The organism is Aeromonas sp. 600527 (assembly GCF_049175415.1).
GTDB lineage: Bacteria > Pseudomonadota > Gammaproteobacteria > Enterobacterales > Aeromonadaceae > Aeromonas > Aeromonas veronii_A.
This window is the reverse complement of the sequence record NZ_JAAKVA010000003.1, coordinates 233,513-254,465: the sequence shown is the minus strand read 5'-3', so window position 1 is coordinate 254,465 and position 20,953 is coordinate 233,513. Positions and strand designations below refer to the sequence as shown.

The 20,953-nt window shown below is 60.2% G+C and carries 20 protein-coding genes and 1 riboswitch; of the genes, 11 read left to right on the top strand and 9 right to left on the bottom strand.

From position 1 onward, the window contains the following. Window positions 1-54 precede the first annotated feature (54 nt). The 4 genes from G5154_RS06915 (at window position 55) to G5154_RS06900 (ending at window position 3,051) form a co-directional block, all read left to right on the top strand. Window positions 55-957 carry an ROK family protein gene (locus G5154_RS06915; RefSeq protein WP_421250607.1) on the top strand — a complete coding sequence of 301 codons (903 nt, stop codon included), beginning with the start codon at window positions 55-57 and terminating at the stop codon, window positions 955-957. Window positions 958-998: 41 nt separating this feature from the next. After that, entirely contained in the window at window positions 999-1,724 is a 726-nt protein-coding gene (locus G5154_RS06910) for a copper homeostasis protein CutC (protein WP_421250606.1), read from the top strand. A 212-nt stretch (window positions 1,725-1,936) separates the two neighbouring features. Further along, complete coding sequence (locus G5154_RS06905; RefSeq protein WP_421250605.1) at window positions 1,937-2,548, top strand: FKBP-type peptidyl-prolyl cis-trans isomerase; 612 nt, start codon at window positions 1,937-1,939, stop codon at window positions 2,546-2,548. Window positions 2,549-2,736: 188 nt separating this feature from the next. Beyond that, complete coding sequence (locus tag G5154_RS06900; protein WP_421250604.1) at window positions 2,737-3,051, top strand: DUF2845 domain-containing protein; 315 nt, start codon at window positions 2,737-2,739, stop codon at window positions 3,049-3,051. A gap of 52 nt (window positions 3,052-3,103) precedes the next feature. Here the strand turns inward: G5154_RS06900 and G5154_RS06895 are convergent, their stop codons facing one another. Then, window positions 3,104-3,322: a DUF1107 family protein gene (locus tag G5154_RS06895; protein ID WP_005338403.1), complete on the bottom strand. Its 219-nt coding sequence runs from the start codon at window positions 3,320-3,322 to the stop codon at window positions 3,104-3,106. Between the two features lie 203 nt (window positions 3,323-3,525). Here G5154_RS06895 and yfcD point away from each other — a divergent pair, with 203 nt between their 5' ends. Continuing rightward, a complete protein-coding gene (yfcD, locus tag G5154_RS06890; protein WP_167557839.1) occupies window positions 3,526-4,008 on the top strand; it encodes an NUDIX hydrolase YfcD in 483 nt (160 codons plus the stop codon). Window positions 4,009-4,091: 83 nt separating this feature from the next. On the opposite strand, the gene G5154_RS06885 is transcribed toward yfcD, so the two are convergent. Beyond that, window positions 4,092-5,018, bottom strand: coding sequence for a phenylacetate--CoA ligase family protein (locus G5154_RS06885; protein WP_167557840.1), 927 nt, complete (start codon window positions 5,016-5,018; stop codon window positions 4,092-4,094). Window positions 5,019-5,144: 126 nt separating this feature from the next. On the opposite strand from G5154_RS06885, the gene G5154_RS06880 reads away from it, so the two are divergent. Next, the gene (locus tag G5154_RS06880) at window positions 5,145-5,618 is read left to right on the top strand and encodes a peroxiredoxin (protein ID WP_100646526.1); all 474 of its coding nucleotides are present in this window, start codon (window positions 5,145-5,147) and stop codon (window positions 5,616-5,618) included. A 126-nt stretch (window positions 5,619-5,744) separates the two neighbouring features. Continuing rightward, on the top strand, window positions 5,745-6,713 hold the full coding sequence (locus tag G5154_RS06875; protein WP_100646525.1) for a calcium/sodium antiporter: 969 nt from the start codon (window positions 5,745-5,747) through the stop codon (window positions 6,711-6,713). 84 nt (window positions 6,714-6,797) lie between these two features. Here the strand turns inward: G5154_RS06875 and G5154_RS06870 are convergent, their stop codons facing one another. Then, the gene (locus G5154_RS06870; protein WP_100646524.1) at window positions 6,798-7,964 is read right to left on the bottom strand and encodes a type III PLP-dependent enzyme; all 1,167 of its coding nucleotides are present in this window, start codon (window positions 7,962-7,964) and stop codon (window positions 6,798-6,800) included. A 507-nt stretch (window positions 7,965-8,471) separates the two neighbouring features. After that, window positions 8,472-8,587, top strand: a riboswitch (glycine riboswitch). Window positions 8,588-8,694: 107 nt separating this feature from the next. On the opposite strand from G5154_RS06870, the gene G5154_RS06865 reads away from it, so the two are divergent. Next, complete coding sequence (locus G5154_RS06865; protein ID WP_005338391.1) at window positions 8,695-10,071, top strand: alanine/glycine:cation symporter family protein; 1,377 nt, start codon at window positions 8,695-8,697, stop codon at window positions 10,069-10,071. Window positions 10,072-10,185: 114 nt separating this feature from the next. Here the strand turns inward: G5154_RS06865 and G5154_RS06860 are convergent, their stop codons facing one another. Together G5154_RS06860 and G5154_RS06855 are read right to left on the bottom strand one after the other, a co-directional pair. Continuing rightward, complete coding sequence (locus G5154_RS06860) at window positions 10,186-10,902, bottom strand: lipoyl protein ligase domain-containing protein (RefSeq protein WP_368193042.1); 717 nt, start codon at window positions 10,900-10,902, stop codon at window positions 10,186-10,188. 102 nt (window positions 10,903-11,004) lie between these two features. Then, window positions 11,005-12,402: a nucleobase:cation symporter-2 family protein gene (locus G5154_RS06855; protein WP_368193040.1), complete on the bottom strand. Its 1,398-nt coding sequence runs from the start codon at window positions 12,400-12,402 to the stop codon at window positions 11,005-11,007. A gap of 246 nt (window positions 12,403-12,648) precedes the next feature. Between G5154_RS06855 and G5154_RS06850 the strand changes: the two genes are divergently transcribed. After that, complete coding sequence (locus tag G5154_RS06850) at window positions 12,649-13,770, top strand: GGDEF domain-containing protein (protein WP_005349944.1); 1,122 nt, start codon at window positions 12,649-12,651, stop codon at window positions 13,768-13,770. A gap of 33 nt (window positions 13,771-13,803) precedes the next feature. Here G5154_RS06850 and G5154_RS06845 read toward each other — a convergent pair whose 3' ends face one another. Together G5154_RS06845 and G5154_RS06840 are read right to left on the bottom strand one after the other, a co-directional pair. Beyond that, window positions 13,804-14,052 carry a YciN family protein gene (locus G5154_RS06845; RefSeq protein ID WP_005338382.1) on the bottom strand — a complete coding sequence of 83 codons (249 nt, stop codon included), beginning with the start codon at window positions 14,050-14,052 and terminating at the stop codon, window positions 13,804-13,806. A 123-nt stretch (window positions 14,053-14,175) separates the two neighbouring features. Next, window positions 14,176-15,555, bottom strand: a complete 1,380-nt coding sequence (locus tag G5154_RS06840; RefSeq protein WP_005338381.1) for an MATE family efflux transporter — start codon at window positions 15,553-15,555, stop codon at window positions 14,176-14,178. A gap of 120 nt (window positions 15,556-15,675) precedes the next feature. Here G5154_RS06840 and G5154_RS06835 point away from each other — a divergent pair, with 120 nt between their 5' ends. After that, window positions 15,676-16,533, top strand: coding sequence for a helix-turn-helix transcriptional regulator (locus G5154_RS06835; protein ID WP_216979272.1), 858 nt, complete (start codon window positions 15,676-15,678; stop codon window positions 16,531-16,533). Between the two features lie 69 nt (window positions 16,534-16,602). Continuing rightward, window positions 16,603-18,297, top strand: coding sequence for an NAD-dependent malic enzyme (locus G5154_RS06830; RefSeq protein ID WP_216951826.1), 1,695 nt, complete (start codon window positions 16,603-16,605; stop codon window positions 18,295-18,297). Between the two features lie 92 nt (window positions 18,298-18,389). On the opposite strand, the gene G5154_RS06825 is transcribed toward G5154_RS06830, so the two are convergent. After that, on the bottom strand, window positions 18,390-19,427 hold the full coding sequence (locus tag G5154_RS06825; RefSeq protein WP_421250603.1) for an OmpA family protein: 1,038 nt from the start codon (window positions 19,425-19,427) through the stop codon (window positions 18,390-18,392). A 232-nt stretch (window positions 19,428-19,659) separates the two neighbouring features. Beyond that, on the bottom strand, window positions 19,660-20,658 hold the full coding sequence (ompA, locus tag G5154_RS06820) for a porin OmpA (RefSeq protein WP_421250602.1): 999 nt from the start codon (window positions 20,656-20,658) through the stop codon (window positions 19,660-19,662). Between the last annotated feature and the right edge of the window lie 295 nt (window positions 20,659-20,953).

Here is a 20,953-nt window from a genome sequence, read left to right as displayed (position 1 = left end):
AATGTCCCCCTTGGAACAGAGTTGGATAAACACGGGCTGACAGGGAGTGCGGGCATGTATTACGGCTTTGATATCGGTGGCACCAAGATCGCCTTCGCGGTCTATGACGGAGCATTGAACCTCTGTTACGAGGAGCGAATGAGCACCCCGGGCAACGATTACGAGGGGCTGCAGCAGCTGATCCGCTCCCGGGTCGAGCAGGCGGATGCCCGCTCCGGCGTACGGGGCTCGGTCGGCATCGGGTTCCCCGGTGTCATCAACAGCCAGGATCACAGCATAGTGGCGGCCAATCTGCCCTCCATCAATGGTCGCCATCTGGGCGCCGATCTGGCCGAGTTGCTGGAACGGCCGGTCAAAGTGGATAACGATGCCAATTGCTTCCTCTGGTCCGAAGTGCATCAAGGGGCTGCCGACGGCGCAGGCAGTGCGCTCGGCGTCACCATCGGCACTGGCATCGGCGGCGCCGTCTATTTGGCGGGCAAGCTTATTCAGGGGCGCAACTGGCTGGCTGGCGAGATTGGTCACTACCCCTTGCCCGCGACCATGCTGATGAAGTACCCCGATTTGCCCCGTCCCCGTTGCGGCTGCGGCCGTCTGGTCTGTTTTGAAACCTATGCCTCCGGCACCGGTCTGGAGCGTCTCTATCACCATTTCCATGGCCAGCGCGCCACGGGTCACCAGATTGTGGGGCGCTTCGAGGCCCATGAACCCCATGCGGTCGAGACGGTCGACTGCTGGCTGGAGATCATGGCCGCCGGGCTTGCCACCGCCATTTCGGTGATTGATCCCGAGGTGGTAGTGTTGGGGGGCGGCCTGAGCGGCTTGCCCGCCCTCTATGAACAGCTGCCGCTGCGTCTGCCCGGTCACTTGCTGCCCGGGGTCGCCCTGCCCGAGATCCGCCAGGCCCGCTTCGGCGGCGCCGGTGGTGTGCGCGGCGCAGCCTTGCTCAATCTATGAGATCAGATGTGGGGTCTGATCTCCCCGAAAAAGGAGTCCTCATGACCCGTCTTGAAATCTGTATCGACAACCTGGAATCCCTGTTTACCGCCCAGCAATCCGGGGCGGATCGCATCGAGCTCTGCTCTGCGCTGGGTCTGGGTGGCCTGACCCCCTCCTACGGTTTTATGCAGCAGGCAGCCCGCCATGCCACCGTGCCGGTCTACGCCATGATCCGCCCGCGTGCCGGGGATTTTTGCTTCAATGACGGCGAGTTCGAGATGATGCTGCAAGATATCGCGGCCGCACGTGCTGCGGGGCTGCAAGGGGTGGTGGTCGGTTTGCTGGATGAGGAGGGGCGTGTGCCTGCCACCAGACTCAAACAGCTGGTGGACGCCGCTGGCCCCTTGGGTGTCACCTTCCATCGCGCCATCGACCTCTCCTCAGACTGGCGCCTCGATCTGGAGACCATAGTCGCGGCCGGTTGCGAGCGCATTCTGAGCTCGGGCCATGCGCCGACCGCGTTGGCTGGGTTGGAAACCCTGCAAGAGATGCAGCAGGCGCTGGCGGGGCGTGCCAGCCTGATGCCGGGTGCCGGGGTCAATGCCGACAACGTGCGGACCATCATCGAGTTCACCGGGGTGAGCGAAGTGCATATGTCCGGCATGGGCTGGCGCGGCGGCATGGTGCCCCATGGCGTCAATATGGGCACCTCGGATGACGGTCGGGTCAATATCACCGACGGCGCAAAGGTGGCCGCGGTGCGTGCGTTGCTCGACAAGGCGTGAAGAAAGCTGGATGGGATTTCTCCAGGCTCGCGGTAGTCAGAGCCTTGCTGGATCGAGCTTAAGCAGAGCGCCGCCGTTGGGCGGCGTTCATCCGCGTCTTGTGTGAAGTTCCTCCCACTGACGGGTAAATCAACGGTCTGGCCGGCAGCACCCGACATAAAAGTCTGATATCATCCCGCCTCTTTACTACATGGATCTGGAGCAACATCTCAATGTCCCAATACGACTCTATCGAACAGAAGGCCAGCTATGGCATCGGCCGCAACATGGGTGATCAGCTGGCGCAGCAAGCCTTCGCCGGTCTGGATATCCCGGCCCTGCAACACGGTCTGGCAGATGCCCTGAATGGTCTGGAGTTCGCGGTCAGCCGTGACGATATCAATGATGCCTTCCAGGTGATCACTGCGCGTATGCAAGAAGAGCAGGAAGCCGCCGCCAAGGCCGCCGCTGCTGACGGCGAAGCCTTCCTGGCTGACAACGCCAAGCGCGCTGAAGTGAAGGTGACCGACTCCGGTCTGCAGTACGAAGTGCTGGTAGAAGGCAACGGTGCCGTTCCGGTAGCCGGTCAGTCCGTGCGTGTGCACTACCACGGTACCTTCACCCACGGTGGCGTATTCGACAGCTCCGTCGCTCGCGGCCAGCCGGCTGAATTCCCTGTAACCGGCGTGATCGCTGGCTGGGTTGAAGCGCTGCAGCTGATGCCAGTTGGTTCCAAGTGGAAGCTCTATATCCCCCACGATCTGGCCTACGGTGCCCGTGGCGCGGGCTCCATCCCGCCTTACTCTGCACTGGTATTTGAAGTCGAGCTGCTGGACATCCTGTGATCCTGCTGGCTTGATGCAAACGGCGACCCTCGGGTCGCCGTTTGTTTTTGGGCTATGTGATAGACAGCATTTGTCGCGACCAGCGGGCTGGAGAGCAGAAAAGGGCGGCACTTTTGCGCTTTTTACTGGTTTTTTCAGAAACGGGAACAGGCATACTGCGACTCATTAGAGAGGATAAGGAGAACCCGATGAGCAAGAAGATGAAGAAAGTAGCGGGGCTTGCTCTGTTGCTGCTGAGCATTCCGGCCAGTGCTGATGCCATGCGCTGCAAGAACGCCCTGATCACCGAGGGAGACACCACCGCCGAGATGCTGCTCAAGTGCGGTGAGCCGATGTTGCGTGAAGAGCTCAACCGCAACGAGGAGAACCAGTACGGCAACATGGTGCAGGTCAAATATGGTGAACGCTGGACCTACAACTTCGGCAAGAACGAGTTCATGCGCTTTGTGACGGTGCGCAACGGCATCATTACCGATATCGAAAACGGCCCGCGCGGCCAGTAGCCGGCGGGCAAAGCATGGATGCACAACAGACAGTAGGGCAAGACCCTTTGACTCACATGTCCGGCAAGGGGTCGCGGTGACCAAGTTGTCTGACCGCCAGATTGATCTGGCGAGCCAGTCTTAGCCGCTGGCGGCAGGTCAGGCCATGGAGGCTGATCCTACCCGCGTTGAATTCAAATGTCCCCAGCGACTCGATGGCAAAATAGCCTCGATGAAAGCTCTTGATGTAGCGAGCGATCTGCCGTGGTGATAACTGCTTGAATACCTTCATCACACGGTTCCCTGATTGCCTGGACAGGGCACACTATGGTGTCGGTCGATGACACTGATATGACGGTTTATAAAGATTTGCATGAATCCTTATTTTGCCAGTGAGCTCGGCAAATTGACGGCATCATCGAAAAAGTTGTGCCATGACAAACCACCGCACCGATATACTGCGGGCTTGAATGGAACAAATAAAAGGGCCTGTGCGTGGAATGGGTTGATGTGGTGGACGAGGATAACCGGGTGATTGGCGTGGCCGAGCGAGCCAAGGTGCGGCGGGAGAATCTCTGCCATCGCGCCAGCTATATTCTGGTGCTCGACGACGCGGATCGGATCCTGGTGCAGCGACGCACCCTCAGCAAAGATTTCTGCCCCGGCATGCTGGATGCCTGCGCCGGTGGCGTGGTCACCACCGGTGAGGAGATGGAGCGCTCCGCCCGCCGCGAGCTGGCCGAGGAGCTGGGGATTATAGATGTTCCTCTGCAGGGCTTTGGCAGCTTTTATGCGGAAGGGGAGGGCTACCGGGTCTGGGGTGGCCTCTTCAGTTGCCGTTATCAGGGGCCGCTGCAGTTGCAGGCCGAAGAGGTGAGCTCGGTGCACTGGATGAGCCTGGCCGAGATCGCCGAGCGTGCCAGCGAATTTACCCCCGACTCCCTGCTCGCCATCGCCACCTGGCAGGCGAGGCGCTGACCAATTTCATATATCCTCTTCTTCAGAGACAAGACGGGCTGCCTGATGGCTGCCCGTTTGCCTTTGTGCATTTACTTGGCCTGCTACACCAGTTTTAGGCGCCGGTTGGAGCGACCGCACGGGCTTGGCGTCGTGAGCCAGTGCCCCTGCCAGTCGGTGACGAGGCGCAGCAATGGATACTCCAGGTCAAGCCTGGTCAGCACCAGCTGGCCGGTCTCGTCGCCGCTCACCGGCTCGCCGCTGGCGGGATCGATGATCTCGATGATGCAACTCTCGCTCACAATAAATCCCTCTCCTGGTCGGCTCTCGTAAGCCACTACCCCCACATCCTGCCACACCAGACAGTTGAGGGCCGCAATGCCGTGAATGGCGCGCAGCGGCGTGGTTTCCGGGTGAGTGGCTTCACACAGCAGTGCGCGGCGCAGCGAGTCGGTCGGGATGTCGGCCGCTTCGGCCGCTTCCAGCAGATCGAGCAGGGTCACCAGCGGACCGACGTAGCCGGTGGGTTGATAGCGCAGCAGCGCCTCCAGCTGGCGCTGGGTATCGTGGGGCCCGCAGGGCACCACGGGGGCGCCCAGCTGGCGGGCGCCGTTATCGAAAATAAAGGCGGTGGGGCCGGCATGATAGTCGTGGCCATTGAGTATTACCTCACCTGGCTTGAAGCCGGCGGCAAACAGTGCTCGAGCGGCCCCCCACCAGTCTGCTCCCGCATACTCGGGGATGGCCAGCTGGCCCGGACAGGAGAAGACCCGCAACGCCTGACTGGCGGGGCGGCCGGTGAGTCCGGCGAACGGAGGGTGAGCCTGCTGGGCGGCAAACAGCTCTTTGCTGTCGAGCAGTGGCAGGGTGGCCAGCTCTGCCAGATCCTCGAGGCGGCACTGGCGATAGACGCTGGAGTAACCGGCGCAATATTGACTGACATGGGTAAGCTGATGATTGAGCTGCTCCAGCTGCTGTTGTTCGCGCAAGGCGGGGGGGCGAATTTCCAGTCCATCGTAATAGTGCTGCATGAGGCCTCCTTGGTCGGCTGATCCTGCTCAAGGTTAGTTCAAATGATCCAAGCAAAGGGAGGTCTGTGTCACAGCTCGGCAGTGGGGTAGACTGGGGCCTCCTCCCTCCACTTAAGGACGAGCACAATGATTGCGATGGGTCAGACTCTGCCTTCGGGCGAATTTACCTTTATCACCGCCGAGGGCAAGCAGCTGCGGGATAGCCAGACGCTGTTCGCCGGTAAAAAAGTAGTGCTGTTTGCGGTACCCGGTGCTTTTACTCCCACCTGCTCCAATGCCCACCTGCCCGGTTATGTGGTGCTGGCCGATCAGTTTATGGCCAAAGGGGTGGATGCCATCTGCTGTCTGTCGGTCAACGATGCTTTCGTGATGCGTGCCTGGCAGACGGCCCAGAATGCCGAGGCGATCACCATGCTGGCAGATGGCGATGGCAGCTGGACCCGGGCGCTGGGCTTGGCCAAGGATACCGGCGCCTTTGGCGGCATCCGTGCCCAGCGCTTTGCGTTGATCGCCAACGATGGTGTGGTCGAGCAGCTGTTTGTGGAGGCTCCGGGCAAGTTCGAGGTCTCCGATGCCGCGAGCCTGCTGGCTGTGCTGTGAAATGTTAATCACGGTTTGATTTCCCCTTGAAATGGAAGGTGGCACAGCTACACTGGCGCCACTTTCCCATGGTGCCTGCCCGTTCGGGCTGGCGCTTCGTTGCAGATAACAAGAGATGAAGATCCTATGACCCTGGCTTTTGTTGCCCTGATTGCCGGACTGGCGCTGCTGGTCTGGAGCGCAGACAAGTTTGTCGACGGCGCTGCCGCCACCGCCCGTTATGCGGGGATGCCGCCGCTGCTGATCGGCATGGTGATCATCGGTTTTGGTACCTCGGCCCCGGAGATGGTGGTTTCGGCGCTGGCGGCGTCCCAGGGCAATCCCGGGTTGGCGCTCGGCAATGCCTATGGCTCCAACATCACCAATATCGCGTTGATCCTGGGTCTGACGGCACTGATCAGCCCTATCGCGGTGGCCTCTCAGGTAGTACGCAAGGAGATCCCGATCCTGCTCGGTATTACCCTGCTCTCTGGCGCCCTGCTGATCGATGGCCATCTGGGCCGGATGGATGCGGTCATTCTGGGGGCCGTCTTCGTTGCCCTGATGGGCTGGTCTATCTGGGCTGGCATGAATGGCAAGGGAGATGCGCTGGATACCGAGACCGCCGAGGATATCGAGAGCGAGGGGATGTCCCTCAAGAGCGCTATCTTCTGGCTGGTGGTCGGGCTGGTGCTGCTGATCGGTGCTTCCCGTCTACTGGTCTGGGGGGCGGTGACCATCGCTCAGGCGCTTGGTATCAGCGATCTGGTGATTGGCCTCACCATAGTCGCGGTGGGAACCTCCTTGCCGGAGCTGGCCTCGTCGCTGATCGCCATTCGCAAGAACGAGCATGATCTGGCCCTTGGCAACGTGCTCGGCTCCAACCTGTTCAACACCCTGGCGGTGGTGGGGATCGCGGCGGGCATCCACCCGCTCGATGTGGCGCCGGAGGTGCTCACCCGTGACTGGAGCATCATGATGGGGCTGACCCTGCTGCTGCTGGTGATGTGTCTGGGCCGCAAGGGGCAGGGCCGTATCAACCGGCTGGAGGGGGGCTTGCTGCTGACCTGCTTCGTCGCCTACACCGGCTGGCTGCTGACCAGTCAGTTTATCTGATCGGGGTTGGTGAAATGAGAGAGGGGGAAGCTCAAGCTTCCCCCTCTTGTTTTTGCCCAGTGAACCTGTTGGCGAGCGGTGTGCTCAGGCTACTGCCACCAGCTTCTGCCCCTTCTGGCTGCTGTCCAGAATCAGGATGCTGGCCTTGGGGAAGAAGTTGAAGGTGGAGGCGGAGGCCCAGGTGTAGGCACCCATTACCTTGCCTACCACCAACTCGCCGATAGCCAAATCCGGCAGCATGATGCCGTCGCGGATCACATCCACGCTGTCGCAGGTGGGGCCTGAAAGCACCGAATTGTGCTGCTCGCCACTGGCATAAGGTGTGCTAACCGGATAGGTGACGTGGTCATAGAGCTGGCCGTTGTAGCTGCCGTAGAGACCGTCATCCAGGTAGTACCAGATCTTGTCGCCGCGGTGCGCCTTGCCCATCACGCTTGATACCGAAGTCATGGCCGGCGCGCTGATAAAGCGGCCCGGTTCGGCAATCTTCTGCACGGTAGCGGGCAACTTGGCCAGCGCTTCGCGGATCGGCGCGCAGAAGCCGTCGATATCGAACTCGCCCCCCTCATAATCCACCGGGAAACCGCCGCCGATATCCAGCACCCAGGGCTTGAGCCCGAGCGCCCAGGCCTGCTCCATGATCTCGCGGCAGGCGTCGATGGCCTGCACATGGCGACGGGCGTGGGGTACTTGGGAGCCGACGTGGAACGACAGCCCCATCACCTTGATCCCCTTGGCGTGGGCCAGTTGCAGCAGCGGCAGCGCCTGCTCCGGGGTGCAGCCGAACTTCTTGGAGAGGTCGACCTTGGTCTCGGGGTTGGGGAAGCTGACCCGCAGCAGCAGTTTCACTTCGTCCTTATAGGGAATGAACTTTTCCAGCTCCAGCGGGTTGTCGTAGACAAACACAGTGCAGCCGAACTCCAGCGCGTAACGGATATCGCTGTCGCGCTTGATGGGATGGGTATGAATGCAACGTCCCGGGCGAACCCCCTGACTGCGCACCAGATCCACTTCGCCATTGGTGGCCAGATCGAAACAGGCCCCCTCTTCCTTCAAGACAGAGACCACCGCCTCATGGGGCAGGGGTTTGAGTGCATAGTGCAATCGTACATCGGGCAGGGCGGCGGCCAGCGCCCGATACTGTTTGCGGATGGCTGCCTTGTCGAGCAGCAGCAGGGGGGAGCCGAATTGTTCAACCAGCTGACGGTAATCTTGTGCGACCACATCTTTTGCAACCAGGGTCTCGTTCATTCTCTTTTGGTCATCCTTAGGGGGCGTGATATGCCCAAGCCATATGCGATTGAACCGGCGACGGCCGGGTCAGGCGAGCGGTCCGGTGGGACCAACCGAACACAGTGCATAAATTGATGGCAAAGTGCTTGGTTATGCAGCGGATTATCGGCTTATTGATTCTGTGTGCAAGCATTTTGATTGGATATGTCGGCAAGATTTTCTTGGCGAAACGAGAGGGATCACTGTTCTCTATCCGCCATTTTTCCCGTTTGGGCCACATTTGATGCGTGATAGCCTAACTTGTTGATAGTTAACTAACATTTAACATTCTTGCCGCGGTTCTGGTGGTCACTAAAAAAATATAAATGGGGGCGGCCAAGTGCGAGACAGCTCACATTTTTTGGATTAACATGCCGACTTCCTAATCCAAACTAGTTCGGATGAAGGTAGCAGGAGAGCGATGGGCAACCATCCACCGAAGAAGTGAATCTTTCAGGTACTGGGCAACCGGTGTGGACTGCTACTGGACGATACTCTGGAGAGACCCGTTAAATCGGGCGCCGAAGGAGCAAGGCACCATGACTACCCGCAAGGGCAGGCTGGCGCCGGAAACTCTCAGGCAAAAGGACAGAGGGGATGGGATGGTTGTACCTGGGCTTGGCCCGCATCCGATCGCCTCTGGCCGATCGTGACACCTATGGGAAGATCATCCTTCTCCTCCTTAATTTCTGTTTCTTAAGGAGGATGCATGTCATCAATTCAATCGGCGTTAACCGCCATCGATAGCTTTATCTGGGGGCCGCCCCTGCTGATCCTGCTGGTCGGGACCGGTATCTATCTCACCCTGCGTCTGGGTCTGCTTCAGGTGGTGCGCTTGCCGCTCGCTCTGCGGCTGGTTTTTGGTCGCGATCAGGGGCAGGGCAAGCAGGGAGATGTCTCCAGCTTCGGCGCCCTCTGTACCGCACTCTCTGCCACCATCGGCACCGGCAATATCGTCGGGGTGGCCACCGCCATCAAGCTCGGTGGTCCCGGTGCCCTGTTCTGGATGTGGATGGCGGCGCTGTTCGGCATGGCCACCAAGTACGCCGAGTGTCTGCTGGCGGTGAAATATCGCGAGCAGGATGCCAACGGCCAGATGGCGGGTGGCCCCATGTACTATCTGGAGAAGGGGCTCGGCTCCAAGCCGCTGGCCAAGCTGTTTGCCCTGTTTGGCATCGGCGTGGCCTTCTTCGGCATCGGTACCTTCCCTCAGGTCAATGCCATCTCCGACGCCATGAGCCTCTCCTTCTCGGTGCCCCGTGAAGCGACCGCCGTGGTGCTGACCCTGATCGTGGCGCTGGTGACCCTGGGAGGGATCAAGTCCATATCCAGCGTGTCGAGCAAGGTGGTGCCCTTCATGGCCATCTTCTACATCGTCGCCTGTCTGGGCGTGCTGGTGAACAACGCCAGCGCCCTGCCCGATGCCGTCATGCTGGTGATCGAGAGTGCCTTCACCGGCCATGCGGCGACCGGCGGCTTCGTCGGTGCCAGCATCATGCTGGCCATTCAGTCCGGGGTGGCGCGCGGGGTCTTCTCCAACGAATCGGGACTGGGCTCTGCGCCCATCGCGGCGGCGGCAGCCAAGACCGATTCGTGCGTGGAGCAGGGGCTGGTCTCCATGACAGGTACCTTCATCGACACCATCATCATCTGCACCATGACCGGCCTGACCCTGGTGGTGACCGGGGTGTGGAGCGGCGATGCAAGCGGTGCGGCCATGACCAGTCTGGCCTTTGCCCAGGGGCTCGATGCTCATGTCGGCCAGTATCTGGTGAGCATTGGCCTGCTGTTCTTCGCCTTTACCACCATCCTTGGCTGGAACTACTACGGCGAGCGCTGCACCGAGTACCTGTTCGGGGTGAAGGCAATCAAGCCCTATCGTCTGGTCTATCTGGCGCTGGTGGCGAGCGGTGCTTTCCTCCATCTGGATATGATTTGGCTGCTGGCCGATATCGTCAACGGCCTGATGGCGGTGCCCAACCTCATCGGCCTGATTGGCTTGCGCCATGTGGTGATCGCCGAGACCCGCGCCTACTTTAGCCGTGATCTGGATAGCGAAGCCGAGCCGGAGCCGCAGACGGCCTGAACGCCTCAGCCCGTTTCACGTTCCCATTGAAAAGAACAAGCCACGACTCCGGTCGTGGCTTTTTTGTGCGCCGTGTCTCTGGATGGGGACTTTCCCTCTCCCTTCGGGATAAGGTCAGGATGAGGAGGATAGCCCCTCGCTCAGCAGGCTATCCAGACGTGCTCGCACTTTCTCTACCAGTGCCTGATCGCTACCGTGCCAATCGATGCAGCTTGCTAGCGTGGTGGAGGTTCCCGCCATAAAACGCAGCTCGCCGCCCGCCAGCTCGTAGAAGCGGCTCGCCATTCTGGTTCCCTCATCCACATCACCCGCCACCAGCAGCATGGCTTGCGCCAGCACGGCGCCTTGGTGATCCTGCCCCGGCGCCAGCCAGCGCTGGGCGGTACCGGTGATCTTGCGTCCCCCGATCACCAGATTGTACTGACCATCGCAAAAGGAGCCGGGTACGAAGTCATAGCTTCCCTCAAGGCCGTACTCCGCCAGCAGGGTCAGCAGTGGCGCCCCCAGCAGCCGGTAGTAGTGGGCGAGATCTGTGGTGGTACGAGGCAGCAGCAGGGATAGGTTGAGGATCCCCGCCCCGTGGGGCACGGCGGTGCCGCCACTGTCGCGCACATGTACCGGCCAGCCTTCAGCTGCAAGTTGCTGGCAGGCAGCTTCGTAACGGGGGAGGCGGGTATCCTTGCGAGTGACAATCAGGCATTGGGGCGCCTGCCACAGGTGAGCGCGGGGCTGGCCGTCATGGGCACAGTCGCGCAGCCAGCACTGCTCTTGCGCCAGTATCTGTGCGGGTGAAGCGGTATTGGATAGGGGGGAGAGCAGGCGATAGGGCATGGCGGCATCCTCAAAAAAGGCTGCCCAGCACACTACCCGTGGCGACTGGCAAGGTAAAGCCCCGCAGTGCGGGGCTTGGGTTGGCTATCGGTGGACGATGTCTCAGGAGTGGCGCGCTTCGCGCTTGGGCAGCAGCAGGTTGAGCACGATGGCGGTGATGCCACCGGTGGCGACGCCGTAGGAGAGCACACTCTTGGCCAGCTCCGGCAGGTGTTGCAGCACTTCCGGCACCTGTGCGACCCCCAGCCCCATGGCCAGCGACACTGCCAGGATCATCAGGGCGCGGCGATCCAGCTCCTCGCGGGCAATGATGCGCACGCCAGCGGCGGCGATGGTGCCGAACATCACGATAGTGGCGCCCCCCAGCACGGGCTCGGGGATCTGCTGCACCAGACTGGCGACCGCCGGGAACAGGCCAAGCAGCGCCAGCATGGCGGCGATAAAGAGCCCGACGTGACGGCTGGCGACGCCGGTCAGCTGAATGACGCCGTTATTCTGGGCGAAGGTGGACATGGGGAAGGTGGAGAAAACTGCCGCCAGCATGGAGTTGGCACCATCGGCCAGCACGCCGCCTTTGATCCGCTCCATATAGACAGGCCCTTCCAGCGGCTCGCCGGAGATGTCCGAGGTGGCGGTCATGTCGCCGATCGCTTCGAGCGCTGTGACCACGAAGATGATGGCGAGCGGCACGAACAGCTGCCAGTCAAAGCCGAGACCGTAGTGGAGCGGAATGGGCACCACCACCAGCGGGCCGTCGAAGGTGGGGGCGCTCACTTTGCCCAACAGCAGGGCCACGGCATAGCCCGCCAGCATGGCGATCATGATGGCGGAGAGGCGCAACCAGGGGTTGCGACTGCGTTGCAGCAACACGATAAGGCCGAGCACCAGCAGGGAGAGGAAGAGGTTGGTGTGACTGGCGAAGCTGCCATCAGAGAGGGCTGCATAGCCGCCGCCCATGCTGATGAGACCGACCTTGATCAGGGTCAGGCCGATCAGCAGCACCACTATGCCGGTGACCAGCGGAGTGATGATCCGTTTCACCAGATGGAGGAAGCGGCTCATCACCACGATAGTGAGTGCGGCAACCATCATGGTGCCGAACAATGTGCCCAACAGATCCTCGGTGGGCATGGCCGCCTGTTTGAGGGCGAGACCGGAGGCGATGATGGGGCCGAGGAAGTTGAAGCTGGTGCCCTGTACCGAGAGCAGGCCGGAACCGATGGGGCCGAAGCGGCGGGTTTGAATGAAGGAGGCGATGCCGGACATGACCAGCGACATGGAGACGATATAACGGGTGTCGGCGGCAGGGAGGCCGAGGGCATTGGCGATAATCAGGGGCGGGGTAATGATGGCGACAAACATGGCGAGCATATGCTGCAGGGCGGCGAACAGCGTCTGGGGCAGAGGCGGGACATCCTCTATGCCATAGACCAGTTCGCTATGGGCTCGCCTGGGTGGATGTGCCTCTCGATTGGCGCGTGTGACAGCAGCCTGTTCCATAAGTACCTCGAATTGTGTGGGGAGGGGGAGAAAATTGGGCGCTATTGTAGTGATTGAAATGAGGCTGACCAGCGCTAATTATGCAAAAAAAGGTTTATTTTTTGATGGGTTGAAACGTTTGCGCGCTGAGATTATCATCTGTCGGTTTGTGTGATCGACCTCTCCTTTTTATTCTCCCCGCTAATGACATTTTTACCACTTTGTAGGTGTAGAATGAGCCCTCAGTATTCATCGTGGAGACTCTGGATGCTCAAGTTGTCAGAGTTCTGGAGTGCGAGGGTTCACTCCGAAGATTTTACTCGTACTCGCATGGGGTTTATGACGGTGCGGTTGCGCCTGCTGACCTGCTTGCTGATGCTTGGATTGCCCGCCTGGGCAGTGGTGGATTGGTTGACCTTGCCCGCCGTTCATTTCGAGCAGCTGTTCCAGGCCAGGATCTTCTGCACCCTGGCGCTCTCGCCACTTATTCCGCTCTCGTACCTCATCCACTTCAAGCGGGAAAGAATGAAGCTGGCCCTTGGCTACCTGATGGCCGTGATGATGCTCTTCTCCCTCTTCTGCCTGAACAGCTTTGGCGCCGGACAGGAGTTGCAGGCGGGTTATGCGGCCTTTCCCTATCTGCTGATCACCCTGTTTGCCATCTTCCCCATCCCCCTATCCCTCGGCTTGCAACTGGCAGGCGTGGTACTGGTGACCATGCTGCTGGGCCACTGGCTGCTGGTGGGACAGAGCATCTGGAGTCAGGCCACCCTGAATCAGGTGTGGGTGCTCGGCATGTTTACCATGGCCAGTTGCTGGGTGCAGTGCGGCCAGCTCAATATGCTGCTGCGGCTATATCGGGAATCGACCACTGATGAGCTGACCGGCATGATGAACCGCCGCCTGCTGATGAAGCAGCTGGAGCAGGCCAGAATCCGGCTGCAACTCAAGAAGAAGCCCTTTGCGGTGATGCTGCTGGATCTCGATCGCTTCAAGCGGATCAACGATATCTACGGCCATCTGGCGGGGGATGCGGTGCTCAAGGAGGTGGCGACCACCCTGGGCGAGCAGCTGGAGCCTGACATGGTGCTGGGGCGTTATGGCGGCGAAGAGTTTGCTATCCTGATGCACAACTGTGCCGATCCGGCGCTGGCGAGCAAAATGGCCGAGCGGCTGCGCATTGCCGTTGAGGCGCGGCTGGTGAAGAGTCCCACTTCGGATGAATTGCTGGAGGTGACGGTGAGTATCGGGATTGCCATGGCTCGTTCCGATGACACCATCGATATTCTGATCAACCGTGCCGACGAGTGTCTCTATCAGGCCAAGATGGCGGGACGCAACTGCGTGGTGGTTGAGGGGCAGAACCGCGCAAAAACAGATGCCGCCTGAGGGCGGCATCCTGTTGGCAATGTGCTGGCGAGATCAGGCCAGCTTGTACTTGCCGGAGAGTTGCTGGGCCAGCAGCTTGAACATGTTGAAGACCGCCATGGTCTTGCCGGTCGGGGTGCCATCTTCGGCCAGGAAATACTCCCCCTTGAACACCAGAATATCCCCCTTCTGCTCCACCGAATCGGCGCGCATACCGTGGATGAAGTCTTCATGCTCTTTAATGATCTTGTTGGCCATCTCAAGCAGGGCCGTCTCGGTGATCAGCTCTTTCTGTGGTTGCATGCTCGTCTCCTTAAACGACTACTGGACAGGGAGATCGTGGATCCCTGCCTCTGATTGAAGAGGCGCCCAGCATACTGCAAACAGGGTTTTTCTGTCATTGATATGACCCCGATTTGTGGCTGTTTATCCGATCACCAGATTCTTCAACCAGCAGCGCTGGCGAATACGGCGCTGCACCAGCAACACCTTGCTGAGCTCCTCCAGCAAGACCACCGCCACCACCCAGGAGAGGGGCCAGCCGAGTAGCGTGACCGCCACCCAGGCGAGCGGGATGCCGATGCACCACATGCCGACGATGTCGATAAAGATGCTGTAGTTAACATCGCCGCCAGAGCGCAGCACCCCGATGATCCCCACCATGTTGAACACCTTGAGCAGCATCCCGAGACACATGATGCCGAGCACCTGACCCGCCTCCGTCATCAGCTCGGGGGGCAGGTTGCCGACCCACTGCAGCAGGTTGGCTTGCAGCAACCAGACGATGATCCCCACCAGTAGCGCGCCAATCGGTGCCAGCAGCAGGAACAGCTGGGAGTGCTGCCAGGCGACCTCGTACTCTTCGGCCCCGAGCCGGTGGCCGAGCAGGGTGGAGCAGGCCACTGCCAGCCCGAAGAAGAGGGAGATAAGGATGCTCTCCAGGGTGCCGAGGGTGGTCATGATGGCCAGCGAATCGGTGCCAAGATGGGCATAGAGAAAGCCGTAAATCAGCATGCCGAAGGCCCAGAGGCCGTCATGGAACAGCAGCGGTAGGGCGATCAGGGTAAAGCGCACCACCTCCTTGCGCTTGAAGGCGGCCAGCCAGTCTGGTGCGCGCGGGATCAGGCGCGCTTCATAACGCTTTACGTAGAGCAGCAGCAGGGCTGTCTGCAGCAGCCGGGAAATGGTGGTGCCCCAGGCCGAACCGGCCACCCCCATTGCCTCGAAGCCGAAGTGACCGAAGATGAGGGCGTAGTTGAGGATGACGTTGGCGATGATGGCGATAATGCCGATCCGGGTCGGCGCGGCGGCATTGCCCACCGAGCGCAGGGCTGATTCCAGCGGCACCACGATGGCGGTACAGAGGATGGTGGCGCCGGTGATCATCAAGAATTGATCCGCCAGTGCCCGCAGCGCCGGATCCTGACTGGCAAAGCCGAGCACGCTGCCCGGTGATAACACATAGATGAAGGCAAAGGGCAGGGTGACCAGCAAGGCGCCCACTATGGCCAGCGCCAGGGAGCGGCGTACCCCGGCCATCTCCCCGCGCCCGAAGTATTGTGCTGCCAATACCGAGACCCCGCCCGCGAGGCCCGCTATCACCAGCAGATTGAAGAAGAAGACCCGGTTACCCAAGCCGACCGCCGCCACAGCTGTGGTACCAAGCTGGCTCACCATCATGATATCGATGAGGCCGAGCAGGGAGAACATCATGGATTGCAGCGAGACGGGCAGGGCCAGTCGCCACAATCGGGTCATGAACTCGCGATCGGTGGTTTGTTTTAAAATCGCTTGCCAATAATTCATAGTTGTTAACCGGGTATGAGAAAAGCAAGGGTTGTCATGGTTATGATAAGGGGGTGTAGAGCAGTTACCACTGTGAGTAGATCTCGATTTTCTTGTGTAAAACTATCCTTTTGAGGTGTTATGCCATTTGCCAGAGAGTGTCTGGAGATAGCGCCAGCCTGTGAAGAGCAGATGTTGGGACGTGAAGGGCTGCCGCTGCTCGGCGAGGCAGGGATCTTCCTGACCGGCCTCTCCCGGGTGCGGGATCACTACCTGATCCGCCGCAATCGCCCCGAGTTTCACATCCTGATGGTGAGTCACGATGAGGGGGGGGCGCTGCTCACCGACGAGGGGGAGCAAGCCATTCCGTCCGGGTCGCTGATTTTCCTGCCCGCCGCCGTACCCGGCGGTCTCAAGCTGATTGGCGAAAACTGGCAGATCAGCTGGATTTTGCTCGATGACGTGCCGCGCTGGCAGCACCTGCATCGCCTGGGTCACCGTATCTGGCAAGGGGATGGCGGCGATCAGCTCTATCATCTGCTCAGCCTGATGCAGGGGGAGGGGGTTCGCTCTTCGCTGCAACCTCAACTGCTCAGCCTGTTGCTGGCGCTGCTGGAGCGCACCCTGCAAGGGGAGGTGCGCGGTACCCCTGAACTCAGGTTGCAGGCACTGTTTCGCCGGGTGGAGGCGCGCCTGGACGAACCCTGGAGTGTCGCCCTGCTGGCCCGGCAAATGGCCTGCTCGGTGCCCCATCTGCATCGCCTCTGCCAGCAAGCGTTCGGTATGGGGCCGATGGCGAGGGTGACCGAGCTCAGAATGAACAAGGCGCGCCAGCTGCTGCTCTATACCAACTGGCCACTTGGCGAGCTGGCGGCCCGGGTCGGTTACAGCGATGGGGCCAACTTTGCCAACCGATTTCGTCGTCTGACTGGTCAGACCCCCGGCGCCTTTCGTCGACTGGGTCGCAAACCTTTTGCAGCGGATGTGCAAACTCTTTGAAATTAATGAGACAAGCCCCTAGGATCGGCGGGTCCCTGCGTCTAGCTAACCGTTTAGGTACCAAGATCCATGTTTGAAGATAATAACCAGAAACGTCCTCTCTACATTCCCTACGCCGGTCCCGCCCTGCTGGAGACCCCTTTGCTCAACAAGGGCAGCGCCTTCACCAGCGAAGAGCGCAGCAACTTCAACCTCGAAGGTCTGTTGCCCCAGAATATCGAGACCATCGAAGAGCAGGCCGAGCGCGCCTATCGCCAGTTCATGGCGTTTGGCAACGACATGGACAAGCACATCTATCTGCGCAACATCCAGGATACCAACGAGACGCTCTTCTACCGTCTGCTGCACAACCACCTGACCGAGATGCTGCCCATCATCTACACCCCGACGGTGGGCAAGGCGTGCGAAGAGTTTTCCAACATCTATCGCCGCGCCCGTGGCCTGTTTATCTCCTATCCGGACAAGGACAGGATCGATGACATGCTGCAAAACGCCACCAAGCAGAACGTCAAGGTGATCGTGGTGACCGATGGCGAGCGGATCCTGGGTCTGGGTGACCAGGGTATCGGCGGCATGGGCATTCCCATCGGCAAGCTCTCCCTCTACACCGCCTGTGGCGGTATCTCGCCCGCCTACTGCCTGCCGGTGGTGCTGGATGTCGGCACCAACAACCAGCAACTGCTCAATGACCCCTTCTATATGGGGTGGCGCAATCCGCGTATCTCGGGAGATGAGTACGCCGAGTTTGTCGATGCCTTCATTCAGGCGGTCAAGCGCCGCTGGCCCGATATCCTGCTGCAGTTTGAGGATTTCGCCCAGAACAACGCCATGCCACTGCTCAACCGCTACAAGAACGAGCTCTGCTGCTTCAACGACGACATTCAGGGTACGGCTGCCGTGACCCTGGGCAGCCTGATCGCCGCCTGCAAAGCCTCCGGTGCCAAGCTCTCCGAGAAGCGGGTTGCCTTCCTCGGTGCGGGCAGCGCCGGTTGCGGTATCGCCGAGCAGATCGTGGCACAGATGAAGGCCGAGGGGCTGACCGATGCCCAGGCCCGCAGCCGTGTCTTTATGGTGGACCGCTTTGGTCTTATCACCGACAAGATCCCCAACCAGCTCGACTTCCAGCGCCGTCTCTCCCAACCGGTGGAGCGGATCAAAGACTGGCCGGTGGGGGACAATATCTCCCTGCTGGAGGTGATGGAGCATGGTCGCCCGGACATCCTGATCGGGGTCTCCGGCCAGCCGGGGCTGTTTACCGAAGAGGTGGTCAAGACCATGCACAAGCACTGTGCCCGTCCCATCATCTTCCCGCTTTCCAACCCCACCTCCCGGGTCGAGGCGACGCCGGCAGACCTCATCCGCTGGACCGACGGTCAGGCGCTGGTGGCCACCGGCAGTCCGTTTGCACCGGTGGAGTACAAGGGCAAGCGCTACGTCATCGCCCAGTGTAACAACTCCTTCATCTTCCCGGGGATCGGCCTTGGCGTCATCGCCTCCGGCGCCACCCGGGTGACTGACGCCATGTTGATGTCGGCCAGCCGCGCGCTGGCGGAGTGCTCGCCGCTGGTGAAAGGGGAGGAGGGCTCCCTGCTGCCGGACCTGGCGGATATCCATCAGGTCTCCCGCTACATCGCCAAGATGGTGGCCAAGACCGCCATGCTGCAGGGCAAGGCGGTGCAGACCCCGGACGAGGTGATCGATCAGGCCATCGAAGCCAACTTCTGGCATCCGGAGTATCGCCGCTACCGCCGCACCTCCTTCTGATTGGGGAGAAGGGAATGCCACGGCAAAGCAAAAGGGATGCGAAAGCATCCCTTTTTACTGCACGTCTGACATGGTTATCGCCTCAAGATCAACTACTCGCTGGCGCCCTGTACGCCGGTGACGCGCACCTCGACCCGGCGATCCGGCCCAAGGCAGTCTATGAGGGCGGTTCTGGCTTTGATGTCGTCACACTGGTTGCCGGTGACCGGATTGCTCTCGCCATTGCCCTGAATGCTTACCTTGTCGGCAGGCAGCCCTTTGTTGATCAGAAAGTCGGCAACGGTTTGGGCCCGAGCTTCTGACAACCTCTGATTGCTGGCATCCGAGCCGATACGGTCGGTATATCCCATCACGACGGCACTGCCATCCTTGGGTTGTACATCGACGATCTGCTGGTAGAGAGCGTCCAGCGCGCTCATCCCCTCCGGTTTGAGGTCCGCTTTGCCAAAGGCGAACAACACATCGGAACTGAGGTTGAAGGTCTGATCTACCATCTCCGGTTCGGCCGGTGGCGGGGGGACCACGACCGGTGCGGGCGTGGGAGCCGGCTCTGTCGGCTGGCTGCGATTGGGATGGATCACTACTTCCAGGGTTGCTGTGCTGATGTCGCTGACCCAGCGCTGGGTGCCGCTGTTTGCCTTGTCATTGTCAGGATCATCGCCGACCCTTACCAGATAACGATACCTGGCCTGGAGATCGACCCAGTCATGGAGCCGGGCCGTCACTCCCAGACCCGCCAGCGGCGCCAGGTTGTCGTCCCCGCCATTGACCGATTCGACATGATAGATATAGCCACCACCCTCGGCAAAGAGCGAGAACATCTCGCTGAGCGGCAGGCGGCCAATGACTGACAGTGTGGCTCCCTTGCTGTTGAAGTCATGGCCGCTGATATCCCAGTTACCGGTGGAGAGATAGCCAATCTCGGCCCCCAGATTTTCCGTAAAGTTGTAGCCGCCAAACAGGGAGAGCGCAGTCGCATCCTTGCCGACATCCTGACTGAAATCATTCAGATTGTGGGCAATGGCCCAGCCACCGCCAACCCCGGCATACCAGTCGTGAACCGGTTCCGCTTGTGCGCCTGTGCTCGCCAATGCCAGTGCAATCCACACAGGTTTTACTCTTATGTTCATCGCGTATCCTCGTCGATGTTTGGTGTAGTGGGGTTGCCTGCTGGTCAAACCCCACACTTATGTATAGGTGACGGGCTGTTTTTAACCACCAAAGAGGTATGGGGGGGCGACACGCCGTGAACCATGGCGCGAGACGGGAAGAGGAAGGGGGCAAAAGAGGGTTACAAGGTGGGCGAATAAGCGGTAAGAAAAAGGAGGCCAGGTGGCCTCCTTGTTATGTCGAACTGCAGGATTACTGTTGTACTTGCTGCACGCCGGTGACGCGTACTTCTACACGGCGATCCGGTGCCAGGCAGGAGATCAGCTGAGCCTTGCCCTTGACGCTGTTGCACTGGGTACCGGTTACCGGATTGGCTTCACCGCGACCTTCGATGGCAACTTTGCCGGCCGGAAGACCTTTGCCAACCAGGAAGTCGGCTACGGTACGGGCACGCGCTTCGGAGAGTTTCTGGTTGTAGGCGTCAGAGCCGATACGGTCGGTGTAACCGACGACCACGGCGCTGCCATCTTTCGGCTGAACATCAACGATCTGCTGATACAGGGTGTTGAGCGCTGCGACACCTTCTGGCTTGAGGGTGGATTTGCCAAAGGCAAACAGCACGTCAGAGCTCAGGGCGAAGTTCTTGTCGACCAGTACCGGCTCGGGAACCGGCTCAGGCGCAGGGGCGGCAATCGGGGCAACATAAGAGGTACGGTTCGGGTGCATCACCAGCTCCAGGGTCGCGACGCTCATGTCGCTCTCCCAGGTTTTCTGCTCGTCACCCAGATTCCACAGATAGCGGTAGCGTGCTTGCACATCGATAAGGTCGGAGAGCTTGGCAGTCAGACCCAGACCCGCCAGCGGCGCAGTGCCGTTGTCGCTGTTGCCATTGCCGTTGACGTGATTGAAGTAGGCACCACCTTCAGCAAACACCGAGAAAATGTCGCCCAGCGGCAGGCGGGCGATACCGGAGAGGGTGGCACCCTGGGTTTTGAAATCGGCACCGTCAACGCCCGCTTTACCGGCGTAGAGGTAGCCCAGTTCAGCTGCGTAGTAGTCGTTGAAGTTGTAACCGCCGAACAGGCTCAGCGCAGTGGCGTCTTTGTCAGTGTCTTTGCCAAAATCATCCAGACCGTGGGCATATGCCCAACCTGCACCAACACCGGTGTACCAGTCATCGGCAGCCTGAGCTGTGGTACCTGCGGCGGCGAGCGCCAGTGCAATCAGGGTAGGAGCCATTTTGAGTTTCATCGGTTTATCCTCGTTGTGTTAGCCCATGTCGGGCAATGCACTTGTTTTTATTGCTGCGAAAAATCGCCAGCAAAGTGGATAGCGAAGGCTTTGGACTCTCATGATGCATTGGCGTCATGGACAACAGACCGGACAAGAAGCGCTTTTTAGTGCTTATCCAATACCTTACAGGCGCAACTACTTTATGCTTTCGAGACGGGGCAGGCAAGGGCAGGGAGGCGGGAATGAGGGATGCAAGCGAGAACGAGACAAACAAAAAGGGATGCCGCAGCATCCCTTTTTTTCGCACTATCTG